Source organism: Bacillus sp. N5-665, assembly GCF_022637375.2.
Classification (GTDB): Bacteria; Bacillota; Bacilli; order Bacillales; family Bacillaceae_G; genus Bacillus_A; species Bacillus_A wiedmannii.
Map to the genome: position 1 here is coordinate 1,405,504 of NZ_CP093325.1, position 23,832 is coordinate 1,429,335.

The following is a 23,832-nucleotide window of genomic DNA, read 5'->3' on the forward strand; positions in this document are numbered from 1 at the left end:
TAAAGGGATATGCCGTTTCTTTTCTCTATATTAACTTACTTGCTTTTGTTTTTGTTTCGTTTTTGGACCTGTAAAGAGGCGTTCATTTCCCATAAGTAAAATACAAATAATACTTAGTACAGCCGGGATAAGTGCCCAGAAGAATGTACTGGCAATAGAGGTAGCGAGAGCATCTTTAATCCCAGTTAATATTTCAGCTGGAATCTTCTCGGTAGCACCTTGTGATAATAAGAAACTTGTGTCTCCGCCTTTTGGAGCTAATTTAGCTAGTTCAGGAGGGAACACAGTGTTTAATTTAGTAGTAAAAATATGGTTTTGAATTGTACCGAAAATCGTTACACCAAGAGTCATACCGAGTGAACGGAAGAATGAGTTTGTTGATGTAGCAGAACCACGGTCTCGCATTTCTAACTTGTGGATAGAAGACATACTTAAAACTGAGAATGAGAAACCAACTCCAAGTCCAGTGAGAACCATAAATAGCGTTACAAGTAGACGAGGTGTATCCATTGTTAAAGTGCTTAGTGAATAAATACCAATTACGAAGAAAACACCAGATACCATCATGATGTTACGATAACTTGTTCGAGAAGCTAACTGTCCACCTGTTTGACTTCCAATTACAGAGCCAACCATCATAGGTGTTAAAATTAATCCAGCATTGGAGGCTGAACCACCGAGAACACCTTGAACGAAGATTGGGATATAAACTGTACAGATAATAAAAGCGGCACCATAGAAAAAGGCAACTCCTTGGCTAGCTGCGAATAAAGGTTTTTTAAATAGATGGAAAGAAATGATAGGTTCAGTTGCTTTTCGTTCTACGAAGAAGAAAATAATAAGCATAATAACAACTGTTGTAAATAAACCGATAATTACAGTGGAATTCCATGCGTATTCTTTACCACCAAGTTCTAAGGCGAACATTAAGCAAACGATACTAATGACAAGTGTAATAGCGCCGGCCCAATCAATTTTTTGTTTTCTAAATTCTAGAGATTCACTGTAGTATTTAGTAATGAAGAAGAAGGAGATAAGTCCTAATGGAATATTAATATAGAAGACCCAATGCCAACTTATATAGTCTGTAATATAAGCACCTAATAAAGGGCCGAATACACTAGATGTCCCGAAAACCGCACCGAATAGCCCGGTCATTTTTCCACGCTTTTCTGGTGGGAATATATCGTACATAATCGTGAAGGCGATAGGCATAAGAGCACCGCCACCGATCCCTTGAATTGCTCTATAAATACTTAGTTGCTCAATACTAGATGCTGTCCCGCAAAGTGCAGAACCAAATAAGAAAAGAATGAGACCACCAATATAAAAGCGTTTCCGTCCGTACATATCAGAAAGTTTTCCGAAGATAGGCATCCCTGCCATTGTTGCTACCATATATGCAGACGTGACCCAAACGAACTTGTCAAATCCTCCTAGGTCTCCAACAATCGTTGCCATTGCTGTTGCAACGATTGTATTATCCATTGCCGCCATTAAAATACCAAGTAATAAACCTGCAACGACAAATTTTGTATTGTTGGAGTCTTTTTTTGATAATTGAGATTCCAAATATAACCCTCCTTTAATAATAAGTAAACTATATGAAGTTTTGAGTGCAGCGCATAAAAATTTGAAATATAGTTTTTTACATCAATTTACATAAGTGCACTGACAAAGCCATAAAGAATATTATAGTCAAATTTGACTAAAAGGCAAACTTTTTCTTCCGCCAAAATATTCTGTTGTATGGACAGAGAAAGAGTGAGCAATACTTAGTATTGTTGTAAAGTCAATGAAGGAAATTGTAAAAAAATATTTCAGTAAGAATACCTTCTGTTAACAGAGGAAAAATGGTTTTTTCTTTATATTGTCGAATAGGATAAAAGGAAGAGTAATAACTATATATAGTTTGTAACAAGCTTTATTAATATTGTGTGGAGAGGCAGAATAAGGTCGTATGGATATGATGCATCTGAAATGGGGTGAATATTATTATGAAAGTATGGAAACGAATTTCAGATCAAGGTAGGCGTTCAATACCGCTACAACCGGTGTTATGGATTGATGGCTCAAAAAAGGAAAACGAATGTCCTAATGTAGCAGTTACATTGCAAATCCGTAGTATGTATAAAGAAAAATTTTCATATGAACTGACCTATGATGTAAATGACATACTTATTATTCGAATTGAAGTAGAAAATAAAGGAATGGAAATGATTTCACGAGTTGTAGTAAGTCATATGATTCGAGATTATTTTGCATATATCCCAAATTCATTAAAGGCTGATAAGGGGATGAGCGAGTTTTTGTTCCAGCTTGTAAGGTGGCGAATTGATAATTTATTACCGAATGAGAAAGTAGAACTAATTTGTAAAATAAAAGCAAATAAAGATAAAGCAATCAAAAACGCATTATTTCAGGCTACATATACATTTCAATATAAAGGAGTATCATATGGCCCGCTGCAAACAAATGAAGTTGTTGTGCGGCAATGATAAAAAGGAACCTGTAAGAAAGGTTCCTTTTTTAATGAAGGTTGTGTTTTTTGAGTACTTTTTTTTGCTCGATTCCTTTTTTTCCTACATAATTATTTTTATAACCAAAATATAAAATGAAAAGAAAGGAAGCAACATTTACAATAGCATCAATTTGATCGTTTGTAATAAAGTTCACTCCGAAAGAATTAAACAGTAATTTTAATGATAATAGAAAACCTGCTAGTAAACGTATAATATCTGATAGATTCTCTTTTTGTAGCATATAAGTCACCTCTTTCTAAAACGATATATAGTATATATATGAAATAGAATAGAAATGGTAGACAAGCTTAAGCGGAAATGTACACTCAATATGTACATTTTTTATTTTGTAGAAAAACATAATTGTTATAGAAACATATATTGGTATAGAAAGGAGGAGAAGTATGAAACATAAAGGGAAAATTAGTGGGTTATTACTTGGGAATACAGTGGCAGTTACAGAATGGATTGCGCTTCAGGATGTAATTACAAAACTGGATTCGCGATCATTTTATACCGTCTTTATTATTTATATATTGCAAATGATACTCAGCTATTATTTTGGACATTGGTATGATAAAAGAGCGAGTGGGCGTATGGATACGGAAGTAGGGGGCATGGCAAGTAATGATTTTGTAGTTGATTTCTTTGAGAAAGTAGCTGCCTTATCAGAACGGGATTCTCATAATATTACAGTGTACATTCTTTCTGTGAAAGAATGGAAAGAACTAAAAGAAACAGTGCAAGAAAAAAAATTGGAGGTGTTAGTACAAAAATTGGAGAGTACGATTGTAAAGACAATTCGTAAAGGAGATGTCGTTACTAGGTGGGATGAAAATAAGTATGTTATTGTGGCGATTGATAACGGACATGAAAAGTCGACAATCACAAACCGATTAATGAAAAATATTGAAAGTGAAATAGAAAATGGTTTGTTAAGTATGACGCTATTATTTGGAGCTGCTAGTTATCCAATAGAAGGAAAAACTTTTGAAGAATTGTTAAGAAAGGCACAAAATCAATTGTACCAGCATAGGGATTTTTAAGAAAATGAGTGAAACTTTGATTTGAAGAAATATGATATGAAGAAGTTTTGAATGTAACATTTTTTTGACTTTTATTACAAAAAGAACTTTTATTGTAATAAAAGTCTTTAAAAATATATGGAATAAGCATATAATTATGATGGATGTGTCAATGCATTTTGCACAATGTGTTTCATTTTAAAAGTGTAGAGGAAAGCATGCTCTACACTTTTCCTTTTTAGGGAATGACAAGAATAATTGTAAGTTGTTGCAAGATAGCATTTATACTGTGTAAAATGAACAAATAGATTATTTGATAGAAAGCCGGAAAGGGAATGATAGAATGATAGACGTGAGAGAACAACGATCATCTTTTATCAGGTGAATTATTATTACTGTTGTTCTTCAAATTATTATGGCTGTGATGAATTCCGTTGTACTTTTATGTAATACATAGTATGAACAGGCTTTAAAAAGTGCTAAGTAAAAGATGGATATGAAACTGCTAATTGGTTCAAAAAAGTAAAATGTAATTTTAAGTAATACAATTTGTACAAGCATTATAAACAATATCAATGATTTTCGTAGAAAAGGTGCGAGTATGGAGTTTATAGAAGGATATATAATTTTCATAGCTTTTTACACGATGATCGTATATAAGTAGGAGGAAGAAGATGTTGAAATATAGTAAATTAGCAATTGTAACTGCATTATCAATGACTTTATTAGCCGGTTGTTTCGGACCGAAACCAGAAGAGGAATTATATGTTGCATTTGAAAATGCTGCAAAGAAAGAAAAAACAATGTTTGAAGATGCAAAGAAACTTGAAACTTTAGAAAAAGAGGGACAAGAATTATATAACCAGATTGTTCAAGAAGGAAAAGATAATAATCAAACTGTTAAGGAAAAATTGAACCAAGCAGTGAAAAATACAGATGAACGAGACAAAGTGCTTAAAAAAGAAAAAGAATCTTTAAGTAAGGCACAAGAAGAAGTAAAATCAGCAGATAAATATGTGAAGAAAATTGAAGATAAGAAATTGAAAGATCAAGCGGATAAAGTGAAAAGCACATATGAGAAACGACAAGATTCATTTAACAAGATGTATGATAGCTATAATAAATCGTTAAAACAAGAAAAAGAATTATATACAATGTTACAAGATAAAGGTACAAAATTAAAAGATATTAGTGAAAAAGTAAAAGTAGTAAATCAATCTTATAAGGATATTGAATCAGAAAAAGACAAGTTTAATGAATTTACAAAATCTTATAATACAGAAAAAATAGCTTTTTATAAACAAGCAAATATTAAAATTAAAGAAGAGAAAAAATAAAACAGTTTGGCCTACAATTGGCCAAACTGTTTTATTTTTTTGTATAAGTACGACTATACCATGGGACAGGTTCACTTAATTTTTTTTCTTGTTTCAGTGCTTCAGGACCAATATAATCTTGAAGTGTTTTTTTTGCTACTGTTAAAGATAAGGTTGTTTTCGGATTTCGATAGGAGGATTCAAGATGACCAAGATGTGGTAGGATTCGAAAATCTTCTTTGGTAGGAGGAATATGGAAAAAATAATCACCTAAACGTATAAGAACATCAGATTGTTGTTGGCTAAAACGTGGATTTCTAGAAAAATGTAATCCTTCTTTAATAGCTTTTTTTTCAGCAATTAAGCGTTCTAAAGCCGTCTTTTTTAACCAGTATAAATACTTCGGATTAGTTGCAGCCTTAGCATGACGATTCACAACGAAAATAGATTGAGCTAGTCGATTAATAGAATGTTGGTTTTGTAATTGAGATTGTGGTTGTGAAGGTTTCATATTGAATCTCCTTTCAATTTTTCATTATTATAACATAAATAAAAGAGGTTTTTATTATATGCAAAAAGTGATTGTATATATTTTCAATATTAAAGCAATATTGTTACAAAAAACAACTATTTTGTATAATAGTAATAGAATGTGTTTTAGAAATTTGATAATGAAAGAGTGAGAAGTTTGAAAGAAATATTAAAACAACAATATGCCATTATAGATATTGGATCTAATACAATGCGTTTAGTTATTTATGAAAAGCAAAACGGAGGTTTTTATAAAGAGATTGAAAATACGAAAGTGGTCGCTCGGTTAAGAAATTACTTAGTCGATGGTATGTTAATTGAAGAAGGAATAAAAGTATTGTTACAAACATTATTTCAATTTCAAGAAAGTACACGATTCCATCAGTTGCATCATGTACTTTGTGTTGCAACAGCGACAATTAGACAGGCTGAGAACCAAGATGCAATTAAAAAACTTGTTGAAGGACAAACAGACTTTACTCTTAGAGTATTATCAGAATATGAAGAAGCACGTTACGGCTATTTAGCAGTTATGAATTCAACTTCGTTCTCTGAAGGAATTACAGTAGATATTGGTGGAGGGAGTACGGAAGTTACATACTTTCGTAATAGAGAGATTTTAGAGTATCATAGCTTTCCTTTTGGGGCACTTTCTTTAAAGCAACAATTTATTAAAGAGGATATACCTACTGAAGAAGAGTTGGAAAAGATTCAAACGTACTTAGAACATCAATTTCGAACATTACCATGGTTAATTGATAAGAAATTGCCTCTTATTGCAATTGGTGGTAGTGCGAGGAACTTAGTAAAAATTCATCAAAATTTAATTTGTTATCCTATAGCAGGGGTACATTTATACAAGATGAAAGAAGAAGATATTAAAAATGTGAAAGAAGAATTGGAAGCATTGTCGTTCATAGAACTTCAAAAAATGGAAGGATTGGCAAAAGATCGAGCAGATACAATTATTCCAGCAGTCGAAGTATTTCATACGCTTGTTAATGTTATAGAGGCACCAGCATTTGTATTAAGTAGAAAAGGGTTACGAGAAGGTGTTTTCTATGAAGAGTTGACAAAAGATTTGGGGATTTCATATTATCCGAACGTAGTTGAAGAAAGTTTGTATTTATTATCACATGAATATGAAATGGATATGGAATTTGTAATGCAGCTTATAAAGCAGGGAAGATTGATTTGTCAACAGCTGGAAGAAACAGGACTGATTTCTATGTCAGTACAAGACTGGGAAGTATTCCATCAAGCAGCGAAAGTATTTAATATAGGTAAATATATAGACGAAGAAGCGAGCCGTTTACATACGTTTTATTTATTAGCGAATAAAACAATTGATGGTATGATGCATAAAGAGCGAGTTAGATTAGCGCTTATTGCGTCTTATAAATCAAAAATGTTATTCAAACAACACTTGTCCCCATTTGAAGGATGGTTTGATAAAAATGAACAAAAAAAAATACGTCTATTAGGGGCTGTTTTACAATTTTCAGCAGCTCTAAATATAAGACAAAGATCACTTGTGGAATCAATATCTATAACAGAAAGTAAAGAAGGATTAACATTTAAAATTGTATGTGAGCAATCAGCATTAGCGGAAAAAGTGCAAGCTGAAAAGCAAAAAAAGCAGCTAGAAAGAGTATTGAAAACGACTATTAACTTATCCTTCGAATCAAAACGTTAAGTTGTACGGATGTCTTTACAAAAAATTAACACTTTGGAATATTGTAATTTGCTAAAATGAAAGTAACTAAATTATAGTAAAAAAGTTTCAAGGGGAAGTGTGAAGGGGATGGAATTATTGAAGGGGAATACAGTAAATTTAAATGATACAGCTTATTACAATAATAGAGAATTAAGTTGGTTAGCATTTAATGAACGTGTACTACAAGAAGCACAAGATGAAACGAATCCGCTCTTAGAAAGGTTAAAGTTTATTAGCATTTTCAGCTCAAATTTAGATGAATTTTTTATGGTACGCGTGGCAGGATTGAAGGATCAAGTGAGTGCTGGTTTTAACCAACCAGAAAATAAGGCCGGCTTAACACCAAAAAAGCAATTAAATAAAATTGCGATAAAGACCCATGAATTAATGACTGTACAATATAATACGTTTAAAAATTATGTGTTGCCAGCGCTGGATCAAGAGGGGATTGAGCGTTTAACATTCCATGATTTAACGAAAGAACAGAGAGAATTTATAGAAGAGTATTTTGATGAACAAATTTTTCCAGTCTTAACACCTGTGGCTATCGATGCATATCGTCCATTTCCGATGTTATTAAATAAAAGTTTAAATTTAGCTACTCTTTTATATGATGAGAAACAAGTGGAAGAAGAAAACCGCACGAAGTTAGGAATTGTACAAGTTCCTTCACTACTTGAACGTTTCATATTTTTACCGAGTGAAGGGCAAAAGCATAAATTTATTTTATTAGAAGACGTAATTAGTAGTTTTACTCATAAATTATTTACAGGATATAAAGTATCATCTGTTACTCGATTCCGTATTACACGCAATGCGGATTTAACAATTCACGAAGAAGGTGCGAGAGATTTATTAAAGGTAATTGAAAAAGAATTAAAAAAGCGTAAGTGGGGAGCTGCTGTACGTTTAGAAGTTGGCAAAGAGCATATTGATGAAAGAGTATTAGCATTATTATATGAGGTGTTGGAAGTAAAGGATGAAGATGTGTATATAATGGATGGACCTTTAGATTTAACATGTCTATTTTCTTTATATAAAAAACTAGCTCCTTTATATGAACATCTAGTATATCCGGCTCTTATTCCGCAACGGCCTCAAGACTTAGGGGATGCAGAAGATGTATTTGAAAAAGCGATTGAACATGATATTTTATTACATCATCCTTTTGAATCGTTTCAGCCAGTAGTTGATTTTGTCCGTGATGCGGCAGACGATCCGAATGTACTTGCAATTAAACAAACATTATATCGAGTAAGTGGGGATTCGCCGATTATTCAGGCGCTAAAGGTAGCGGCTGAAAAAGGGAAGCAAGTGACAGTATTAGTTGAATTAAAGGCAAGATTTGATGAAGAAAATAATGTGCATTGGGCTAAAGAATTAGAACAGGCTGGATGTCATGTTATTTACGGTGTAAGTCATTTGAAAACACATAGTAAAATTACGCTAGTTGTAAGAAGAAAAAACGGAAAAATCGAAAGGTTTGTACATCTTGGGACCGGAAATTATAATGATGCAACCGCAAAGCTATATACTGATTTTGGCTATATTACATCACGAAAAGACTTTGGGGTTGATGCAACAAATTTCTTTAATTATTTGAGTGGTTATACAACAAAACCGCATTTTCATCATTTATCGGTTGCGCCATTTGATATAAGAGAGCAATTTATGGATTTAATAGATGAGGAAATCCGTTACCATAGACAATATGGAAATGGATATATTATCGCTAAGATGAACTCGTTAACTGATAAACCACTCATTAAAAAAATGTATGAGGCATCACAAGCTGGAGTAAAGGTGGAACTCATCGTTCGAGGAACATGTTGTTTAAGACCTGGTATTCCAAATGTAAGTGAAAACATTCGGGTAGTTAGTGTTGTCGGGAGATATTTAGAACATAGCCGAATTTATTATTTCCATCATAATGGGGAAGAGAAAATATACTTATCTTCAGCTGACTGGATGACGCGGAATATGGAGAAGCGCGTAGAAATATCTTTCCCGATATTAGATATTGAAATGAAGGCGCGAATTAAGGCGATTTTACAGCTTACTTTAGCTGATAATGTGAAAACGCGCGAACAAAATAAAGACGGTGATTATTATTATGTTATTAATAGTGGTGCAGAAGAGATTGATAGCCAAGTGAAGTTGTTTAAGATGGCGTATCAAAACACAGATGCTGAATAATGAGAACGAAGTAAAAACCTCTTTTTAAAAAGAGGTTTTTACTTTGTTCTCTACTTATTGTATGTTCTCAAAATAGAAGCATGAATAGAGAGAATAGTTTTTATTGTAAGCATGTTAATGGATTATGAATCGGTTAAGAGAGGGAATAACATTGTTAGAATTGTTGCGGTACATTAATAATAGTATGGTTGTTGACAAGGTCCACCATAACAAGGATAAGGTGCTGGCGGTGGGAAAGGTGGTGGATATGGTGGGTAATACGGTCTAGGACCGAAAGCTAATGCTCCGCCGAGCAGTCCACCAGCAATGCCAGCTAGAAATGGAACGCCAAAAAACGGAAAGAAGCGTGAGTCGCCTACTGGACCAATAGGTGCTGAACGGACTGGGATTGGTTGATAATATGGGTACATGAACAAACCTCCTTTATTGGACTCACTTTTATCATATGGTAAATGAAACGTGGATGAGCGCGTACAAGAAAGGATATGTAAGAAAATAGGCGAATTATTACGAATGTTGGAGCGTGAAAATCGTAATTTCAGGTTTTGACATAAATCGGAATGGGACACGTGTTCTTCCAAGGCCTCGATTGACATAGAGAGCTAAATCTTGAATCGTATAGAAACCTTCAACATAGTTTTTAGCAAGTGCTGGGGTAATAATAGCGCCTAAAAAAGGAATTTGTACTTGACCGCCATGGCTATGACCAGAAAGTTGTAAGTTAACTGGGTAGTTAGCAATTTGCGGTGCAATATCTGGCTCGTGAACAAGAACAATGTTATAAGTATTTTGCCTCGCGTGTTGTAGTGTCTCCTCTATTTTTGGTTTGCCTAGTAGTATATCATCAAGACCGAAAATTGAAATTTCACTATTATCCAGTAGACGAATTCTCTTTTCGCTATTTAGTAATAGTTCAAATCCAGATTCACGCATGATGTGTTCGTAGTATTCTGTTCCATATCCGCCGTGATCATGGTTACCATAAATATAAAATTTACCGAAGGGTGCTTGTATATTTTTTAAAATGGATGCAACAAAAGGAGTATCAGTATATGTTTGATAATTATCAATGAGATCACCAGTGAAAAGAACAATGTCGGGCTTTACAGCATTAATTTTAGAAACGATTTGAGATAAATGTTGGAGAGAGAAATAGTATCCGAGATGTAAATCGCTAAATTGAAGAATCTTCATACCATGAAAACTTTTGGGTATGAGTTGTGATTTAAGTGTATGCTCTGTAAAAGAGAGTAAGTGAGGCTCAATATATTTAGCGTAATAGTATCCGATGCTAGTGGTTATAAATGAATATAGACAAGTGCGCATACCAACTTTTAAAAAATCTCTTCTAGTAATTTTCTTCATAAAAATATGAGTATACCTATTTGACTTATATCACATGTGTTCGTTACATTTACAGGTTACTCAAATCTCCTTTCAGTTTATTTAAAATATATTTTAAATAATATAAAAGTAGTATAGATTACGAAAAAACGCATAAAAAGAAATCTCTTTAAGCTAAAATATCAGAAAAGTTTAAAAATATAAAGATTTCTATTAAATAAAATGATAAAATGAATGTGTATTCATTTTTGGGAGGGGATGTATGTGAAAGAAAAGGTAGTTATTATAACAGGTGGATCAAGCGGAATGGGAAAAGGAATGGCGATTCGTTTTGCAAAAGAAGGGGCACGAGTTGTTATTACAGGACGTACAAAGGAAAAACTAGAGGAAACAAAGTTGGAAATTGAACAATTTCCAGGGCAAATATTACCCGTACAAATGGATGTAAGAAATACTGATGATATTCAGAAAATGATTGAACAGATTGATGAGAAGTTTGGACGAATTGATATTTTAATAAATAATGCAGCTGGAAACTTTATTTGTCCAGCAGAAGATTTATCCGTGAATGGCTGGAATTCGGTCATAAATATTGTCTTAAATGGTACATTTTACTGTAGTCAGGCTGTCGGAAAATATTGGATTGAAAAAGGTATAAAAGGGAATATCATTAACATGGTAGCAACATATGCATGGGATGCAGGTCCGGGAGTTATTCATTCGGCTGCAGCGAAGGCTGGAGTGTTAGCGATGACGAAGACGCTTGCTGTTGAGTGGGGACGTAAATATGGAATACGAGTTAACGCTATCGCGCCAGGACCAATTGAACGTACGGGCGGTGCTGATAAGTTATGGATTTCAGAAGAAATGGCTAAGCGTACGATACAAAGTGTTCCGCTTGGAAGGCTGGGTACGCCAGAAGAAATCGCAGGTCTAGCTTATTATTTATGTTCAGATGAAGCTGCGTACATAAATGGAACTTGCATGACAATGGATGGAGGACAACATTTACATCAATATCCATTTTAAAAGGGACGAGAAAATGAATGTTTGATTCATATTCTTACGGTTAAATGTGACGGAATTGTGACGTGTGAAAGAAAAGTGTTTACAAGAGGTCATATATACGTTATATTTAAGACCTCTTTTTTCTTCATAGTAGAATTGCTAATTCCCCTTAGCATTTTACCCCTCTAATCCCTTCAGGAAAACTGAAGGGATTTTTTATTATTTTTCCGTAAATATCATGTTATAATTTTTGAAAAGTAAAGGGAGGGAAGCACGTTGATAGATGCATTAGATGTAATGAGTAACTTGGATAAAGTCCTTCCTTATTATCAAGCTATTTTTAGTGCTGATGAGCATACTGTAATTGGATATGAAGTAGTAGGACGTATTCAAACAGAAGAGGGCATACAAAGTTTAGCGTCTTTCTTTCATGATGATTCTATTCCGAGTGAGTTTCAACTGGAAGCGGATAACATTATAGTAGAAAAAGCTTTAAATCGTTATTTAGAAAGTGATCAAAAACTATTATTATTTATACATCGGAATGCTAACGTATTAATGAACGATGATGATGAAAGTTTACTTCAACTTTTATTGATGTATGAAGAGCAAGGTTTAAATTTGAAACACATTGTTTTAGAAATTACAGAACATGAATGTAAAGAAGACATAGAGCAATTTAATCATTTGCTTATGTATTATCGTACATATGGTATTCAAATTTCGATTAATAAAGTCGGAACGGGTACAAGTAATTTAGAACGTATTAGCGTGTTAGCACCGGATATTTTAAAAGTAGATTTAACAAACTTAAGGCAAACTGCACTTTTACAATCTTATCAAGATATTTTATATTCTTTATCATTACTTGCTAGAAGAATTGGTGCAACATTGTTATATGAAGAAATAGATGCTTTTTATCAACTACAATATGCTTGGAAAAACGGTGGTCGATATTATCAAGGGAATTATTTGAAAGAGTGCTTACCTGATTTTATTGAAACGAACGTTTTGAAAGAACGACTTGGTAATGAGTGTCATCAATTTATTCAACATGAGAAGAAGAAATTACAAAAAATTTATAATTTAACAGAACTGTTACGTGATCGAATTGGTGATGTTCTAGCCAAACAGAAAAAGAATGAAGATATAAATGATTGGTTATTACAATTTAGCCAAAGTGTATCACAGTGTAGTTTCCGCATATTTATTTGTAACGAAGATGGTTTTCAACAATCAGGAAACGTTATGAAAAAAGATGGGGAATGGATTGTAATGCCTGAGTATTATATGAAGAACTGGAGTTGGCGTCCGTATTTTCTAGAAAATATTATGAAAATGCGTTTTGAGAATAAGGCAAGACTTTCAGATTTATATGCTGATATTGAAACTGGTGAGATGGTACGAACATTTTCCTTCCCAATTGATGATGAAAACTTTTTATTTATAGATTTATCGTATGAATATTTATATGAAGAAGATGTTTTATTTTAATGCACGAAGAGATTCGTGCATTTTTTGTTTGTTTTTATCATAAATTGGTAATAGTGAAAATGGTGATGAAAATGCTGTCTATCGTTGTAAAGATTTTACGAACGAAACCACCCCTGTCTTTGCATAATCATTGTTACAATGAATACTACAAAGACAAGTTTTCTTAAAAGGAAGGTGAAAAAATGAGGAAATATGGAATATGGTTAGTTCTATTTGTATGCGTTGCCTTTCTAGTTGGTTATAGTGTCACAACTGTTTTAGGAAAAGAGGAAGTGAAAGTCGATCGGGAAGAAGTGTTTACAACGATACAAAAGGGCTATGAAACCCAATTTTCAATTCGTGGGAAGCATTTGCCGATGAATAAGATGATAGAAACGTTATCACCATATTTTACAGAGAATTTCCTTCAAGTATTTACAGATGAAAATAGTAGAAGTGATAAACAAAGTAGTGAATATTTACTTCCAGCAAAAGAAGCGCCGTTTTCTTTTCATTCAGAAACGAAAATGTCATATGATGAAGAGCATAAAATTTTATATGTATATGAGCGGACGAAAAGTGGACAATATCAAATTGTAACATTGCAAAGAGATCAAGGGAAATGGAAATTGGCCGGATATCATGAAAGCCAAGAACTTTTAACTGAAATAAAACGATTACAACAATTATAAAGTGAAACTTTAATTGGTGGGGGATGTTCATCTCTCATTGAGTAATAGCTCGCACCAATCGGGCTATTACTGCCCACAAATAGTGGGATAAAAATAAGAATAGGTCTTTACCTATTCTTATTCAATATTGAGTAGCTGTTGTAATTTTTCAATTTGAAAACCAGCAACAACTTCTCCATCAATTACAACTGTTGGAGTTGAATACGAATCATAGTCGTATAAAAGACGATTGCGTGCAGCAGCGTCTTTTTTTACGTCAAATTCTTCATATACAACGTTATTATGCTTTAAAAATTCTTTCACAATGACACATGGCGGACAATCAGGTTGTGTGTAAACCTCAATTTTTCTCATTGTAATTCCTCCTTTTTTCTGTTTTTTATTATATTCTTCCAGTATAAAAATCGCAATAAAGAAGGGAAAAGATGTTCTTTCTATTTTTTCCTTCGCATTTCGACAAATTTTTAGTTGAGTTTCTGGCCAATAACCTTTATCCTAGACTGTGGAACATTTTTTCTGTTATGACGGATAGAATGAGTATAGCTGTAAAACCTATTGGTAGGAAGATCAGAGAAAGGAGAGATTTCATGTCTCTACTCCAAGGAATTTTAACTCGACTTGTTAGTCTACAAGAACAAGCTGAAAGCGGTGAAGTAGCACAACGCTATTTTGAAGTGAACGGTGAGCGCAAATGTAGCGTGAAATTTTTCGATAAAAGTGAAATGTATGAGTTAGAAGTGTATCAACAAGGTGAAAAACCTCAAGTGTATCAATTCGATAATATCGACATGGTTGCAATTGAGATTTACGATATCATTTCTTGATACATATAAAAAAGGTGTTGCCATATGGCAACACCTTTTTTAGTTCTATTACTTTTTAGCATATAGGTATAGGGAGTTTTCATTTTTCCTACAATGGTAATAAAGTGAAATTGTAATCAGTGGGGCTTCTTCGTCCTATACTGAATATTAGTCATCACCAATTGGTTGTTTACAGATAGAAAAAGCAAGATAAAAATAACGAGGAGGTGTGCTGTATGGAACGTTTACCAGTTGTGATTTGTCCTAAATGTCACAATTCTGCTGAGATTATTCATGTATTAACGGCTCAATCGAATCAAAATGTAATTTATACGTGCCAAGTTTGCCATTATGTAATTCGAAATATTGAAACGAATAAAGGATAGGAAGTTATAATTTTTATTTTTGTCCCATACAATGAGAATACGAAAAGTCTGTCTAATTGAAAGGACGTGACTATGTGGCCGGTGAACATACATTTTATAATGTTTCAGAGAGACATTTAAATTTTGATATGGTCTTTAGCCGTATTTGTAGTTTCATTGAAAAGGATCCACGAAATTTATATCGCTTATCCATTGGGACAGACTCACAAGCACATCAAAAGGATACGAGGTTTATTACGGCAATTCATATTCATCGCGTTGGAAAAGGTGCCTGGGGGTGTTTACACCATAAATCAGTGAAAGATAAGCCAGCAACTTTACGTGAGAAAATATATTTAGAAACGCAGTTTAGCCAAGAAATCGCATGCCTATTTACTCCAAATCATATACAAACAATATGGGATTTATTGCATCCATATGCTCAAGATGGGGCTGGATTTATAATGGAAATTCACTTGGATATTGGAAATGATGGTTTAACAAAAGAATTTATTCTAGATATGACAGCGAAAATTCAAGCGATGGGATTAACTGCAAAAATTAAGCCAGATGCTTATGCGGCGTTTAGTTATGCAAATCGATATACGAAATAAAAAACAATTTTTATATATCTTTCACTAAAAACTGAATATTACATCTATTAAATAGGTTGGAAATTATATATAATAAGAGTAACGATGCGAGTATAAGGAGAGGGGTATATGAAAAGGGAATTTGTTTTAACAAAAGAAGAAGAGAGTTTATTACTAGATATTCTATTTCAGCAAAATTATGCGAGTGAAGTTTTAGCTGTGGAAATTACAGATATTGAGAATGGTTTAAAACAGACAGATGTGACACAATATAAAAAAATCACAAGGTTATTTTACAGATTAAAAAATAAGGGGTATTAAGCGCTACCGGAATGGTAGTCTTTTTTTTGTGTTGTATGCTAAAATAGCTGTGTAATTTTGTTTTTATTGAAATAAAGTAAGGACAAAATAATAATATGAAAACGCTGTCATAAAATATGAATAGATTCGGTGATTAAAAGTAGGAAAAAGGAAAATGGGGGATGTAATATGATTAGTATTCCGAAAGACGAGTTTCAACAAATTTTTGTGAAAGATTTAATGATTTCATCAGAAAAAGTAGCACATGTCCAAATGGGGAATGGTTTAGAGCATGCTTTACTCGTTCTTGTGAAATCTGGATATTCGGCGATACCTGTTTTGGACCCGATGTATAAATTGCATGGGTTAATTAGTACTGCTATGATTTTAGATGGTATGTTAGGGTTAGAACGTATTGAGTTTGAAAGACTTGACGAAATGAAAGTAGAACAGGTGATGAAGGAAGACATTCCGGTTCTTAAGTTAGAAGATTCGTTTGCAAAAGCTTTAGAAATGACAATTGATCATCCTTTTATTTGCGCTGTCAATGAAGATGGGTATTTTGAGGGGATTTTAACACGTCGGGCTATTTTAAAATTGTTGAATAAAAAAGTAAGGCAACATAATCGATAATGTGAGAAAAGTGACTTCATAGAAGCGGAGAAGTCACTTTTTTTTCGTGCATATCAGTTGTGTATGTATTATATTTAAAAAGATAAAAAATATAAGAGTATATAGTTAAATTAAGGATGAAAAGCTTATTGAGATAAGGTGTATGGAAGCTAAGGAAAGAGGGAGAAAGTTGCAAATTGATGATTTTCAAATGATGGTTGTGTTAGCTCAGGAATCAAATATGAGAAAAGCGGCGGAACGTTTATTTGTTTCACAACCTGCGCTTAGTCAACGATTACAATCTATGGAGAAACAATGGGGAATGAAGTTTTTTATTCGCTCACAAAAAGGATTGACAATTACACCTGAAGGGGAAAAAGTCGCAAATTATGCAAAAGAAATGCTGCAAAAGGAAGAGGATATTAAAAGTGAGCTAGCTGTTTTTAGAACAGAAACTCACGGAACGTTAAAAATAGCTGTTGCATCAGTTATTGGTCAATATTGGCTTCCTCCTGTTTTGAAGAAGTTTGTACATAAATACCCTTCTGTGAAAATATCGCTGTTTACTGGCTGGAGTAGTGAAGTACAAAAGCAATTTTATGAAGGGGACGTTCATGTTGCTATATTGAGAGGAACACAAGAATATAAAGGTCAGAAGCAACAATTATTTGAAGATGAACTTTATTTAGTGGATAAAGAAATAAAAGATATTACGATGTTAAAAGAAACAAATAGACCATTTATTCAATTTAAAAGTGATTCGACTTATTATGGACAAATACAAAATTGGTGGTATGGTTTATTTTCTAATCCACCTAAGAGAACAATTGTGGTTGATCAAATTGAGACTTGCAAACAACTCGTTTTAAATGGTATAGGTTATGCTCTTTTACCTTCTACTGTTTTAAAAGAAGTACGGGAAAATATGTATAAAACACCTGTTCAATTAACGAGAGAAACATGGTTATTGACGAGTGAATCGGCCAGACAATTGAAGCAAGTAAGGGCATTTTTAGAAATTATAGAAGAAATTCAAATGGAAAAATAGGATTATTATCTTGCTACTCGCTCTATCGTTTGGTAGAGTAACATTATAAATGGATTTAGGAGGCAACAAGAATGAAAATGATGGACGCTAACGAAATTATTTCGTTTATTCAAAAAAGTGAAAAGAAAACTCCTGTAAAGGTATACATAAAAGGGGATTTAAAAGAAGTAACATTCCCTGAAACGGTACAAGCATTTGTAAATAAAAAGTCTGGTGTATTATTTGGAGAATGGTCTGAAATTAAGACAATTCTTGATGAAAATAGCAAGCACATTGTTGATTACGTTGTTGAAAATGACCGTCGTAATTCTGCAATTCCAATGCTTGATTTAAAAGGTATTAAAGCTCGTATTGAGCCAGGCGCGATTATTCGTGATCACGTTGAAATCGGCGACAATGCTGTTATTATGATGAATGCAACAATTAATATCGGTGCTGTAATTGGTGAAGGTACTATGATTGACATGAACGCGGTACTTGGTGGACGTGCAACTGTTGGTAAGAACTGTCACGTAGGTGCAGGTGCAGTACTTGCAGGTGTTATTGAGCCGCCTTCAGCAAAACCAGTTATCGTTGAAGATGATGTTGTAATTGGTGCAAACGTAGTTGTGTTAGAGGGAGTTACAGTAGGTAAGGGTGCAGTTGTAGCAGCAGGAGCTGTTGTAACAGAAGATGTACCTCCATATACAGTTGTTGCCGGTACTCCAGCACGTGTAATTAAAGAGATTGATGAGAAGACAAAAGCAAAAACTGAAATTAAACAAGAGCTTCGTCAATTAAACCCAGAAAAATAAACACAAAAAAAGCGTAAGAGCATAACAGGCTCTTGCGCTTTTTATAGATAGAGGTGCAAAAATGGCAGTAAGCAAATTCGTTCAAATTCGTAGAGACTTACACAAAATACCGGAAATTGGATTTAAAGAGTGGAAAACACAACAGTATATTTTAGATTACATAGGAACGCTTTCGAATGAATATGTGGAAGTGAAAGTATGGAAAACGGGTGTCATTGTTAAAGTGAATGGAAAAAATCCAAAAAAAATTATTGGGTATCGCGCAGATATAGACGGTTTACCAATTACCGAAGAAACTGGATATGAGTTTGCTTCTATTCATGAAGGAATGATGCATGCATGTGGACACGATTTGCATACAACAATCGGTTTAGGCCTTCTAACAGCAGCTGTAACAGAAAGAATAGATGATGACCTTGTGTTTCTATTCCAACCAGCTGAAGAAGGGCCAGGAGGGGCTCTTCCTATGTTAGAGAGTGAAGAGTTAAAAGAATGGAAGCCGAATATAATTCTTGGTCTTCATATTGCACCTGAATACGCTGTAGGAACAATTGCCACAAAAGAGGGGCTATTATTTGCAAATACATCAGAGTTATATGTTGATTTGAAAGGGAAAGGTGGACATGCAGCCTACCCGCATACTGCAAATGATATGATTGTAGCAGCAAGTCACCTTGTTACACAACTTCAATCCGTTATTAGTCGTAATGTGAATCCTCTTGATAGTGCAGTGATTACAATCGGAAAAATAACAGGTGGTACAGTTCAAAATATCATAGCAGAAAAGTCTCGGTTAGAAGGAACGATCCGAACGTTATCAGTGGAATCAATGAGGCGTGTTAAAAGTAGGATTGAGGCAATTGTTGCAGGTATAGAAGCTTCCTTCCAATGTGAAGCTGTTATTGACTATGGAGCGATGTATCATCAAGTATATAACCATGAAGTATTAACGAGAGAGTTTATGCAGTTTGTAAGTGAACAAACCGATATGAAGGTAATTACATGTACTGAGGCAATGACAGGGGAAGATTTTGGTTATATGCTTCAAGAGATTCCTGGATTTATGTTTTGGCTTGGGGTAAATTCAGAATATGGTTTACACCATGCGAAATTAAAACCAGATGAAGAGGTTATTGAGAAAGCTATCGCATTTTTAGATCAATATGTAAAGTGGAAAGGAACTAGAAAGTAAACTCGCTCGCCAACTTTGCAAAAACTTACAGTGGGTACTTGTTAGTTCTAAGACGAAAACATCTTTTATATTTGTTTTGGATACACATTGGCATACAAATGGATAAAGTAATGAGCAGCGGTTTTGAGCCGCTGCTCATTATTCATTATCGCTTATTGAGAAGATGATTAGTTAACTAGCTTATATATGTTTACATTTCGTGTAGAAAGTGTGTAAAATCAAGGTGAAACATAGAAAAAAGGGTGGGGAATTACGTGCAAATTAGCAGTGCAATGTTGTGTTTCGTCTTATATGCGTATGTTATTATTGCGGCGGTGTATTTTGGGATAAGTTTTTATGCCTACCGTTTAGTAGATAATCACGAATATGAAGAAACATATAAATGGGTGAAAAGATATTTATCACCTGTATTAGAAATTATGAATGGGTTTGTTCTCTTTTTATTTATTGGATTAATTGCTTTCTCGACGAGTTTGGTAGGGAATAAAACGACATTATTTGTACTAGGTATCATTATTTTTATGTTGTTAGGGATACGGATTGGTAACACAGTGTTTTGGAATGAAAGAAAAGTAGATGGTTGGACTGGAATGTTAATCCCGTGTATGTTAGCGGCTATCGTGACAAACATAGAGCATGAGTATTATCAATTACATTTTTGGCTTATTATCGTTTTAACAATTCTTTCAGTTTTGTACATAAGTACGGTAGTACTCACATACATTGCACATGAAAAAGGTGATGTTAAAGGAACGCGCTTCTTTAGAGGGCGAGCATTATTTTGGAGTGTGCCAACGATGGCTGTTATAGGAATTATTGCGATATTAGTAAATGGATATCAATTTACTAATTGGCAACTGTTTTTAGAAAATTGGTGGATTTTCATTATTTCGTTTATCGCTTTTTTAGGTGCAACACATTATTTATTCCATCAACATCATTATATATTGGCATTGCTATTCGCATTTACACAACTATTATTTGCTTTCTTCGGACAAGAAACGTTATTATTCGTTTTTGAAACATTTAGTTCATTTGGAAATATATTTGTATTTGGTATGTTAATTTTCAGTATCGCATTTTATTTACAACAGTATTTTTATATGCAAAAACAAAAATAAGAATGATATACAGGTTTTTGTAGCAAATCTAAAGTATGTTACAATAAAAATACATAGTATTCGATGTTATTGGAGGAATTCCTGTGGGTGAAAAAGAGAAAGAATTTGCTGTCATTGGGCTTGGACGTTTTGGTGGAAGCATTTGCCGAGAACTCGCTCAATTAGGTATGGAAGTAATGGCAATTGATTCAGATGAGGATAAAATTAATGAGTTTGCAAATATAGCTTCACATGCTGTAATTGCAGATTCAACAGATGAGATGGTATTAAAAAGTCTTGGTATTCGTAATTTTGATCATGTAGTCGTTGCTATTGGAGACAATTTAAATTCAAGTATTTTAACAACATTAATTTTAAAAGAGTTAGGTGTAAAAAATATTACTGTAAAAGCTCAAAATGATTACCATGAAAAAGTGTTAAGTAAAATAGGGGCAGATCACATTGTGCACCCCGAGCGTGATATGGGAAAAAGGATTGCTAATAATATTGCATCAAGTAATGTATTAGACTATCTTGAGCTTTCAGATGAGCATAGTATTGTAGAGATTATTGCAAATAAAAAAATTGATGGTCATTCTTTAATCGAATTAGATATTCGTGCTAAGTTTGGATTGAATATTGTAGCGATTAAACGTGGTAAAGAAGTTATTGTATCTCCTCGAGCTACGGAAAATATTCAAGCGGGAGATATATTAATTGTAATTGGTCATGACGATGAAGTAGATCGTTTTAAACACTTTTTAAGATAAGAGAAAAGGACAATACCATGAAGGTATTGTCCTTTTTCTTATATTTCCATAATGATTGGTAAAATCATTGGGCGACGTTTCGTTTTCTCATATAGGAATGGTGCTAATGTGTCTGTAATTTCATTTTTAATTTCAGACCATTGTGTTGTTTTACGCTCCATTACTTTTTCTAAATGAGTTGTAATTAATGTTTGAGCATCATTAATTAAATCACTACTTTCGCGCATATACACGAAACCACGTGAGATAATATCAGGTCCTGCTGCAACTTTAAACTCTTTCATATCAATGCTTACAACTACAATAACAAGTCCTTCTTCAGAAAGAATACGACGATCGCGTAATACAATATTACCGATATCTCCAATACCATTTCCGTCAATATAGACAGATCCAGATGGTATTTTACCAGCTACGCTTGCTTCATCAGAACGAAGAGCAAGAACATCTCCATTATCCATGATGAAACAGTTTTCTTCTGGAATACCACAATCGTTTGCTAACTTCATATGCATACGTTGCATGCGGTATTCACCATGAATTGGCATGAAATACTTCGGTTTAATTAGACGAAGCATTAGTTTTTGTTCTTCTTGTCCACCGTGTCCACTCGTATGAATGTTTGACAGTTTTCCGTGGATTACATCAGCACCAGCACGATACAACATGTTAATTGTACGGCTTACACTAATTGTATTACCAGGGATTGGTGAAGAAGAGAAAACAACTGTGTCGCCAGGAATGATTTGAATTTGACGATGAGTACCATTAGCGATACGTGAAAGTGCTGCCATTGGCTCACCTTGACTACCTGTACATAAAATAACAACTTTATTAGCAGGTAGGCGGTTTAGTTGAGCTGTATCTATGAATGTATCCTTCGGACAGCGAATATAACCAAGGTTTTGTCCGATTTCAATCGCCGCTTCCATACTGCGACCGAACACAGCCACTTTACGATTGTTTTCAACAGCCGCTTCAACAACTTGTTGTAGACGATGGATATTTGATGCAAAGGTTGCAAAGATAATACGACCTTCTACTTTGCGGAAAATATCTTGAATACTATCACCAACACGGCGCTCAGACATTGTAAAGTTTGGAACTTCACTGTTTGTACTGTCAGATAAGAGACAAAGTACGCCGTCTTTTCCGATTTCAGCCATTTTTGTTAAGTCCGCTGGTTCACCGACTGGTGTGAAATCAAATTTGAAATCGCCAGTATGAACAACTTGTCCTTGAGGTGTTTTCACAACAACTCCGTATGAATCTGGGATACTGTGAGTTGTACGGAAGAAGGAAACAGATGTCTTTTTAAATTTAATAACATCATCTTCTTGAATTTCATAAAGTTTTGCTTTACGAAGTAATCCGTGCTCTTCTAATTTGTTTTTGATTAGTGCAATTGCTAATTTTCCGCCATAAATCGGGATGTTTACTTGACGTAATAAGTAAGGAATTCCACCGATATGATCTTCGTGACCATGTGTAATGAATAATCCTTTAATTTTATCTTCGTTTCGCACAAAATAAGTGTAATCTGGTATTACATAATCGATTCCGAGGAGTTCGTCTTCTGGAAATTTAATTCCAGCATCAATAATAATAATTTCATCTTGAAATTGAACAGCATATGTATTTTTACCGATTTCACCAAGTCCACCTAAAGCAAAAACGGCAGCTTGATCATTCTTTAGAAATTTCATATGACTATACGATTTCCGCTAATGTTAAATCAGCGTTTTCTTTTTCATATTCAAGATGAGCACCAGTAACAGACTGAACGAACTCGATATTATATGCGAACTTATTTAATTTCTTACGAACATCCTTTTCAGACGTAGCCTCTAAATATAAAACTTTTGTATTTTCACGTACTGGAACCTCAGTCAATTTTACTTGATAAAATACTTTAAAAATCATTTGGAAAACCTCTCCTTGTCTATGTTTTGCATTATCTGTTACTTATTATAAAGCAAACAGTCACGATTTTCATGTTTTTTCGAATGAGAATGAAGAAAAAGCCCGAAATGGGCACAATTTAAGCGATTGTCTTTTTACGGACTAGATCTTTTAAATAACGCTTGAGCTTTTTCTTCAGCTTCTTCAGCATGATTACTCCTTCCTTTCCTTATTTAAAACATGCATATTACTAGTGAAAACTCCGTCTCTGATATAAGAAAGAAGACAAAAGTGAATGTTGAATCTTGTCCATTCTCATACAGGGAAAGTTATTCTATAGTAACGATTAGTAGCCGTTAGTTATAGGTATAGTATGAGAAAGAATAGAAAAGAAAATTCATACGAACAAGTATCCACATTTTTTACTAATATATATATGCAGGTTTCATAAATAAGGTCAGAAAGTGAACGCTTTCTTCACAGATGTTTAATATGTTATACTTTTTTTTAGAATTTGAAAAGCGATAAT

At 33.7% G+C, this 23,832-nt stretch carries 26 protein-coding genes; 18 read left to right on the forward strand and 8 right to left on the reverse strand.

Annotated features, from left to right (window positions below; translation table 11 throughout):
- Positions 1–30 precede the first annotated feature (30 nt).
- Positions 31–1,572, reverse strand: a complete 1,542-nt coding sequence (locus MNO09_RS09810) for an MDR family MFS transporter (RefSeq protein WP_000445749.1) — start codon at positions 1,570–1,572, stop codon at positions 31–33.
- A 425-nt stretch (positions 1,573–1,997) separates the two neighbouring features.
- Here MNO09_RS09810 and MNO09_RS09815 point away from each other — a divergent pair, with 425 nt between their 5' ends.
- Complete coding sequence (locus tag MNO09_RS09815) at positions 1,998–2,498, forward strand: hypothetical protein (RefSeq protein ID WP_000870035.1); 501 nt, start codon at positions 1,998–2,000, stop codon at positions 2,496–2,498.
- A gap of 31 nt (positions 2,499–2,529) precedes the next feature.
- Here the strand turns inward: MNO09_RS09815 and MNO09_RS09820 are convergent, their stop codons facing one another.
- Entirely contained in the window at positions 2,530–2,763 is a 234-nt protein-coding gene (locus MNO09_RS09820; protein ID WP_000939452.1) for an SPP1 phage holin family protein, read from the reverse strand.
- Positions 2,764–2,926: 163 nt separating this feature from the next.
- On the opposite strand from MNO09_RS09820, the gene MNO09_RS09825 reads away from it, so the two are divergent.
- On the forward strand, positions 2,927–3,568 hold the full coding sequence (locus MNO09_RS09825; protein ID WP_000680838.1) for a diguanylate cyclase domain-containing protein: 642 nt from the start codon (positions 2,927–2,929) through the stop codon (positions 3,566–3,568).
- Positions 3,569–4,221: 653 nt separating this feature from the next.
- Positions 4,222–4,884: a YkyA family protein gene (locus tag MNO09_RS09830; protein WP_000922487.1), complete on the forward strand. Its 663-nt coding sequence runs from the start codon at positions 4,222–4,224 to the stop codon at positions 4,882–4,884.
- A 31-nt stretch (positions 4,885–4,915) separates the two neighbouring features.
- Here the strand turns inward: MNO09_RS09830 and MNO09_RS09835 are convergent, their stop codons facing one another.
- Positions 4,916–5,374 (reverse strand): YkyB family protein, encoded by a 459-nt coding sequence (locus tag MNO09_RS09835; protein ID WP_000804864.1) that lies wholly within the window; start codon positions 5,372–5,374, stop codon positions 4,916–4,918.
- A gap of 177 nt (positions 5,375–5,551) precedes the next feature.
- Between MNO09_RS09835 and ppx the strand changes: the two genes are divergently transcribed.
- Positions 5,552–7,090 carry an exopolyphosphatase gene (gene ppx / locus MNO09_RS09840; protein ID WP_000658859.1) on the forward strand — a complete coding sequence of 513 codons (1,539 nt, stop codon included), beginning with the start codon at positions 5,552–5,554 and terminating at the stop codon, positions 7,088–7,090.
- A gap of 108 nt (positions 7,091–7,198) precedes the next feature.
- Positions 7,199–9,307 (forward strand): polyphosphate kinase, encoded by a 2,109-nt coding sequence (locus MNO09_RS09845; protein ID WP_000421692.1) that lies wholly within the window; start codon positions 7,199–7,201, stop codon positions 9,305–9,307.
- Positions 9,308–9,480: 173 nt separating this feature from the next.
- Here MNO09_RS09845 and MNO09_RS09850 read toward each other — a convergent pair whose 3' ends face one another.
- Together MNO09_RS09850 and MNO09_RS09855 are read right to left on the reverse strand one after the other, a co-directional pair.
- Positions 9,481–9,717 (reverse strand): hypothetical protein, encoded by a 237-nt coding sequence (locus MNO09_RS09850; protein ID WP_000283743.1) that lies wholly within the window; start codon positions 9,715–9,717, stop codon positions 9,481–9,483.
- A gap of 97 nt (positions 9,718–9,814) precedes the next feature.
- Complete coding sequence (locus tag MNO09_RS09855; protein ID WP_000724518.1) at positions 9,815–10,672, reverse strand: metallophosphoesterase; 858 nt, start codon at positions 10,670–10,672, stop codon at positions 9,815–9,817.
- A 243-nt stretch (positions 10,673–10,915) separates the two neighbouring features.
- On the opposite strand from MNO09_RS09855, the gene fadH reads away from it, so the two are divergent.
- The 3 genes from fadH (at position 10,916) to MNO09_RS09870 (ending at position 13,824) form a co-directional block, all read left to right on the forward strand.
- Entirely contained in the window at positions 10,916–11,680 is a 765-nt protein-coding gene (gene fadH / locus MNO09_RS09860) for a 2,4-dienoyl-CoA reductase (RefSeq protein ID WP_000660897.1), read from the forward strand.
- Positions 11,681–11,935: 255 nt separating this feature from the next.
- The gene (locus tag MNO09_RS09865; protein ID WP_000564299.1) at positions 11,936–13,153 is read left to right on the forward strand and encodes an EAL domain-containing protein; all 1,218 of its coding nucleotides are present in this window, start codon (positions 11,936–11,938) and stop codon (positions 13,151–13,153) included.
- Between the two features lie 182 nt (positions 13,154–13,335).
- On the forward strand, positions 13,336–13,824 hold the full coding sequence (locus tag MNO09_RS09870) for a DUF3993 domain-containing protein (protein WP_001233814.1): 489 nt from the start codon (positions 13,336–13,338) through the stop codon (positions 13,822–13,824).
- A 117-nt stretch (positions 13,825–13,941) separates the two neighbouring features.
- Here MNO09_RS09870 and MNO09_RS09875 read toward each other — a convergent pair whose 3' ends face one another.
- Complete coding sequence (locus tag MNO09_RS09875) at positions 13,942–14,178, reverse strand: glutaredoxin family protein (RefSeq protein WP_001225788.1); 237 nt, start codon at positions 14,176–14,178, stop codon at positions 13,942–13,944.
- 233 nt (positions 14,179–14,411) lie between these two features.
- On the opposite strand from MNO09_RS09875, the gene MNO09_RS09880 reads away from it, so the two are divergent.
- From MNO09_RS09880 to MNO09_RS09925, 10 genes are all read left to right on the forward strand, one after another.
- Entirely contained in the window at positions 14,412–14,648 is a 237-nt protein-coding gene (locus MNO09_RS09880; protein WP_000055151.1) for a YkuJ family protein, read from the forward strand.
- Between the two features lie 215 nt (positions 14,649–14,863).
- A complete protein-coding gene (locus MNO09_RS09885; protein WP_000440533.1) occupies positions 14,864–15,013 on the forward strand; it encodes a hypothetical protein in 150 nt (49 codons plus the stop codon).
- A 74-nt stretch (positions 15,014–15,087) separates the two neighbouring features.
- A complete protein-coding gene (locus MNO09_RS09890) occupies positions 15,088–15,606 on the forward strand; it encodes a ribonuclease H-like YkuK family protein (protein WP_000896654.1) in 519 nt (172 codons plus the stop codon).
- Between the two features lie 108 nt (positions 15,607–15,714).
- Positions 15,715–15,906, forward strand: coding sequence for an antirepressor AbbA (gene abbA / locus MNO09_RS09895; RefSeq protein WP_000817796.1), 192 nt, complete (start codon positions 15,715–15,717; stop codon positions 15,904–15,906).
- Positions 15,907–16,074: 168 nt separating this feature from the next.
- Entirely contained in the window at positions 16,075–16,518 is a 444-nt protein-coding gene (gene cbpB, locus MNO09_RS09900) for a cyclic-di-AMP-binding protein CbpB (protein WP_000623572.1), read from the forward strand.
- Positions 16,519–16,660: 142 nt separating this feature from the next.
- Positions 16,661–17,545 carry a transcriptional regulator CcpC gene (ccpC, locus tag MNO09_RS09905; protein WP_002096342.1) on the forward strand — a complete coding sequence of 295 codons (885 nt, stop codon included), beginning with the start codon at positions 16,661–16,663 and terminating at the stop codon, positions 17,543–17,545.
- 71 nt (positions 17,546–17,616) lie between these two features.
- Entirely contained in the window at positions 17,617–18,339 is a 723-nt protein-coding gene (dapD, locus tag MNO09_RS09910) for a 2,3,4,5-tetrahydropyridine-2,6-dicarboxylate N-acetyltransferase (RefSeq protein WP_000783245.1), read from the forward strand.
- A gap of 61 nt (positions 18,340–18,400) precedes the next feature.
- Positions 18,401–19,531 (forward strand): N-acetyldiaminopimelate deacetylase, encoded by a 1,131-nt coding sequence (locus MNO09_RS09915; RefSeq protein WP_000301172.1) that lies wholly within the window; start codon positions 18,401–18,403, stop codon positions 19,529–19,531.
- Positions 19,532–19,785: 254 nt separating this feature from the next.
- On the forward strand, positions 19,786–20,652 hold the full coding sequence (locus MNO09_RS09920) for a hypothetical protein (protein WP_001167334.1): 867 nt from the start codon (positions 19,786–19,788) through the stop codon (positions 20,650–20,652).
- Between the two features lie 83 nt (positions 20,653–20,735).
- Positions 20,736–21,401, forward strand: coding sequence for a potassium channel family protein (locus MNO09_RS09925; protein WP_000504032.1), 666 nt, complete (start codon positions 20,736–20,738; stop codon positions 21,399–21,401).
- 38 nt (positions 21,402–21,439) lie between these two features.
- Here the strand turns inward: MNO09_RS09925 and rnjA are convergent, their stop codons facing one another.
- On the reverse strand, positions 21,440–23,107 hold the full coding sequence (gene rnjA, locus MNO09_RS09930) for a ribonuclease J1 (RefSeq protein ID WP_000670370.1): 1,668 nt from the start codon (positions 23,105–23,107) through the stop codon (positions 21,440–21,442).
- A gap of 4 nt (positions 23,108–23,111) precedes the next feature.
- Complete coding sequence (locus MNO09_RS09935) at positions 23,112–23,324, reverse strand: DNA-dependent RNA polymerase subunit epsilon (protein ID WP_000576445.1); 213 nt, start codon at positions 23,322–23,324, stop codon at positions 23,112–23,114.
- Positions 23,325–23,832: the final 508 nt, after the last annotated feature.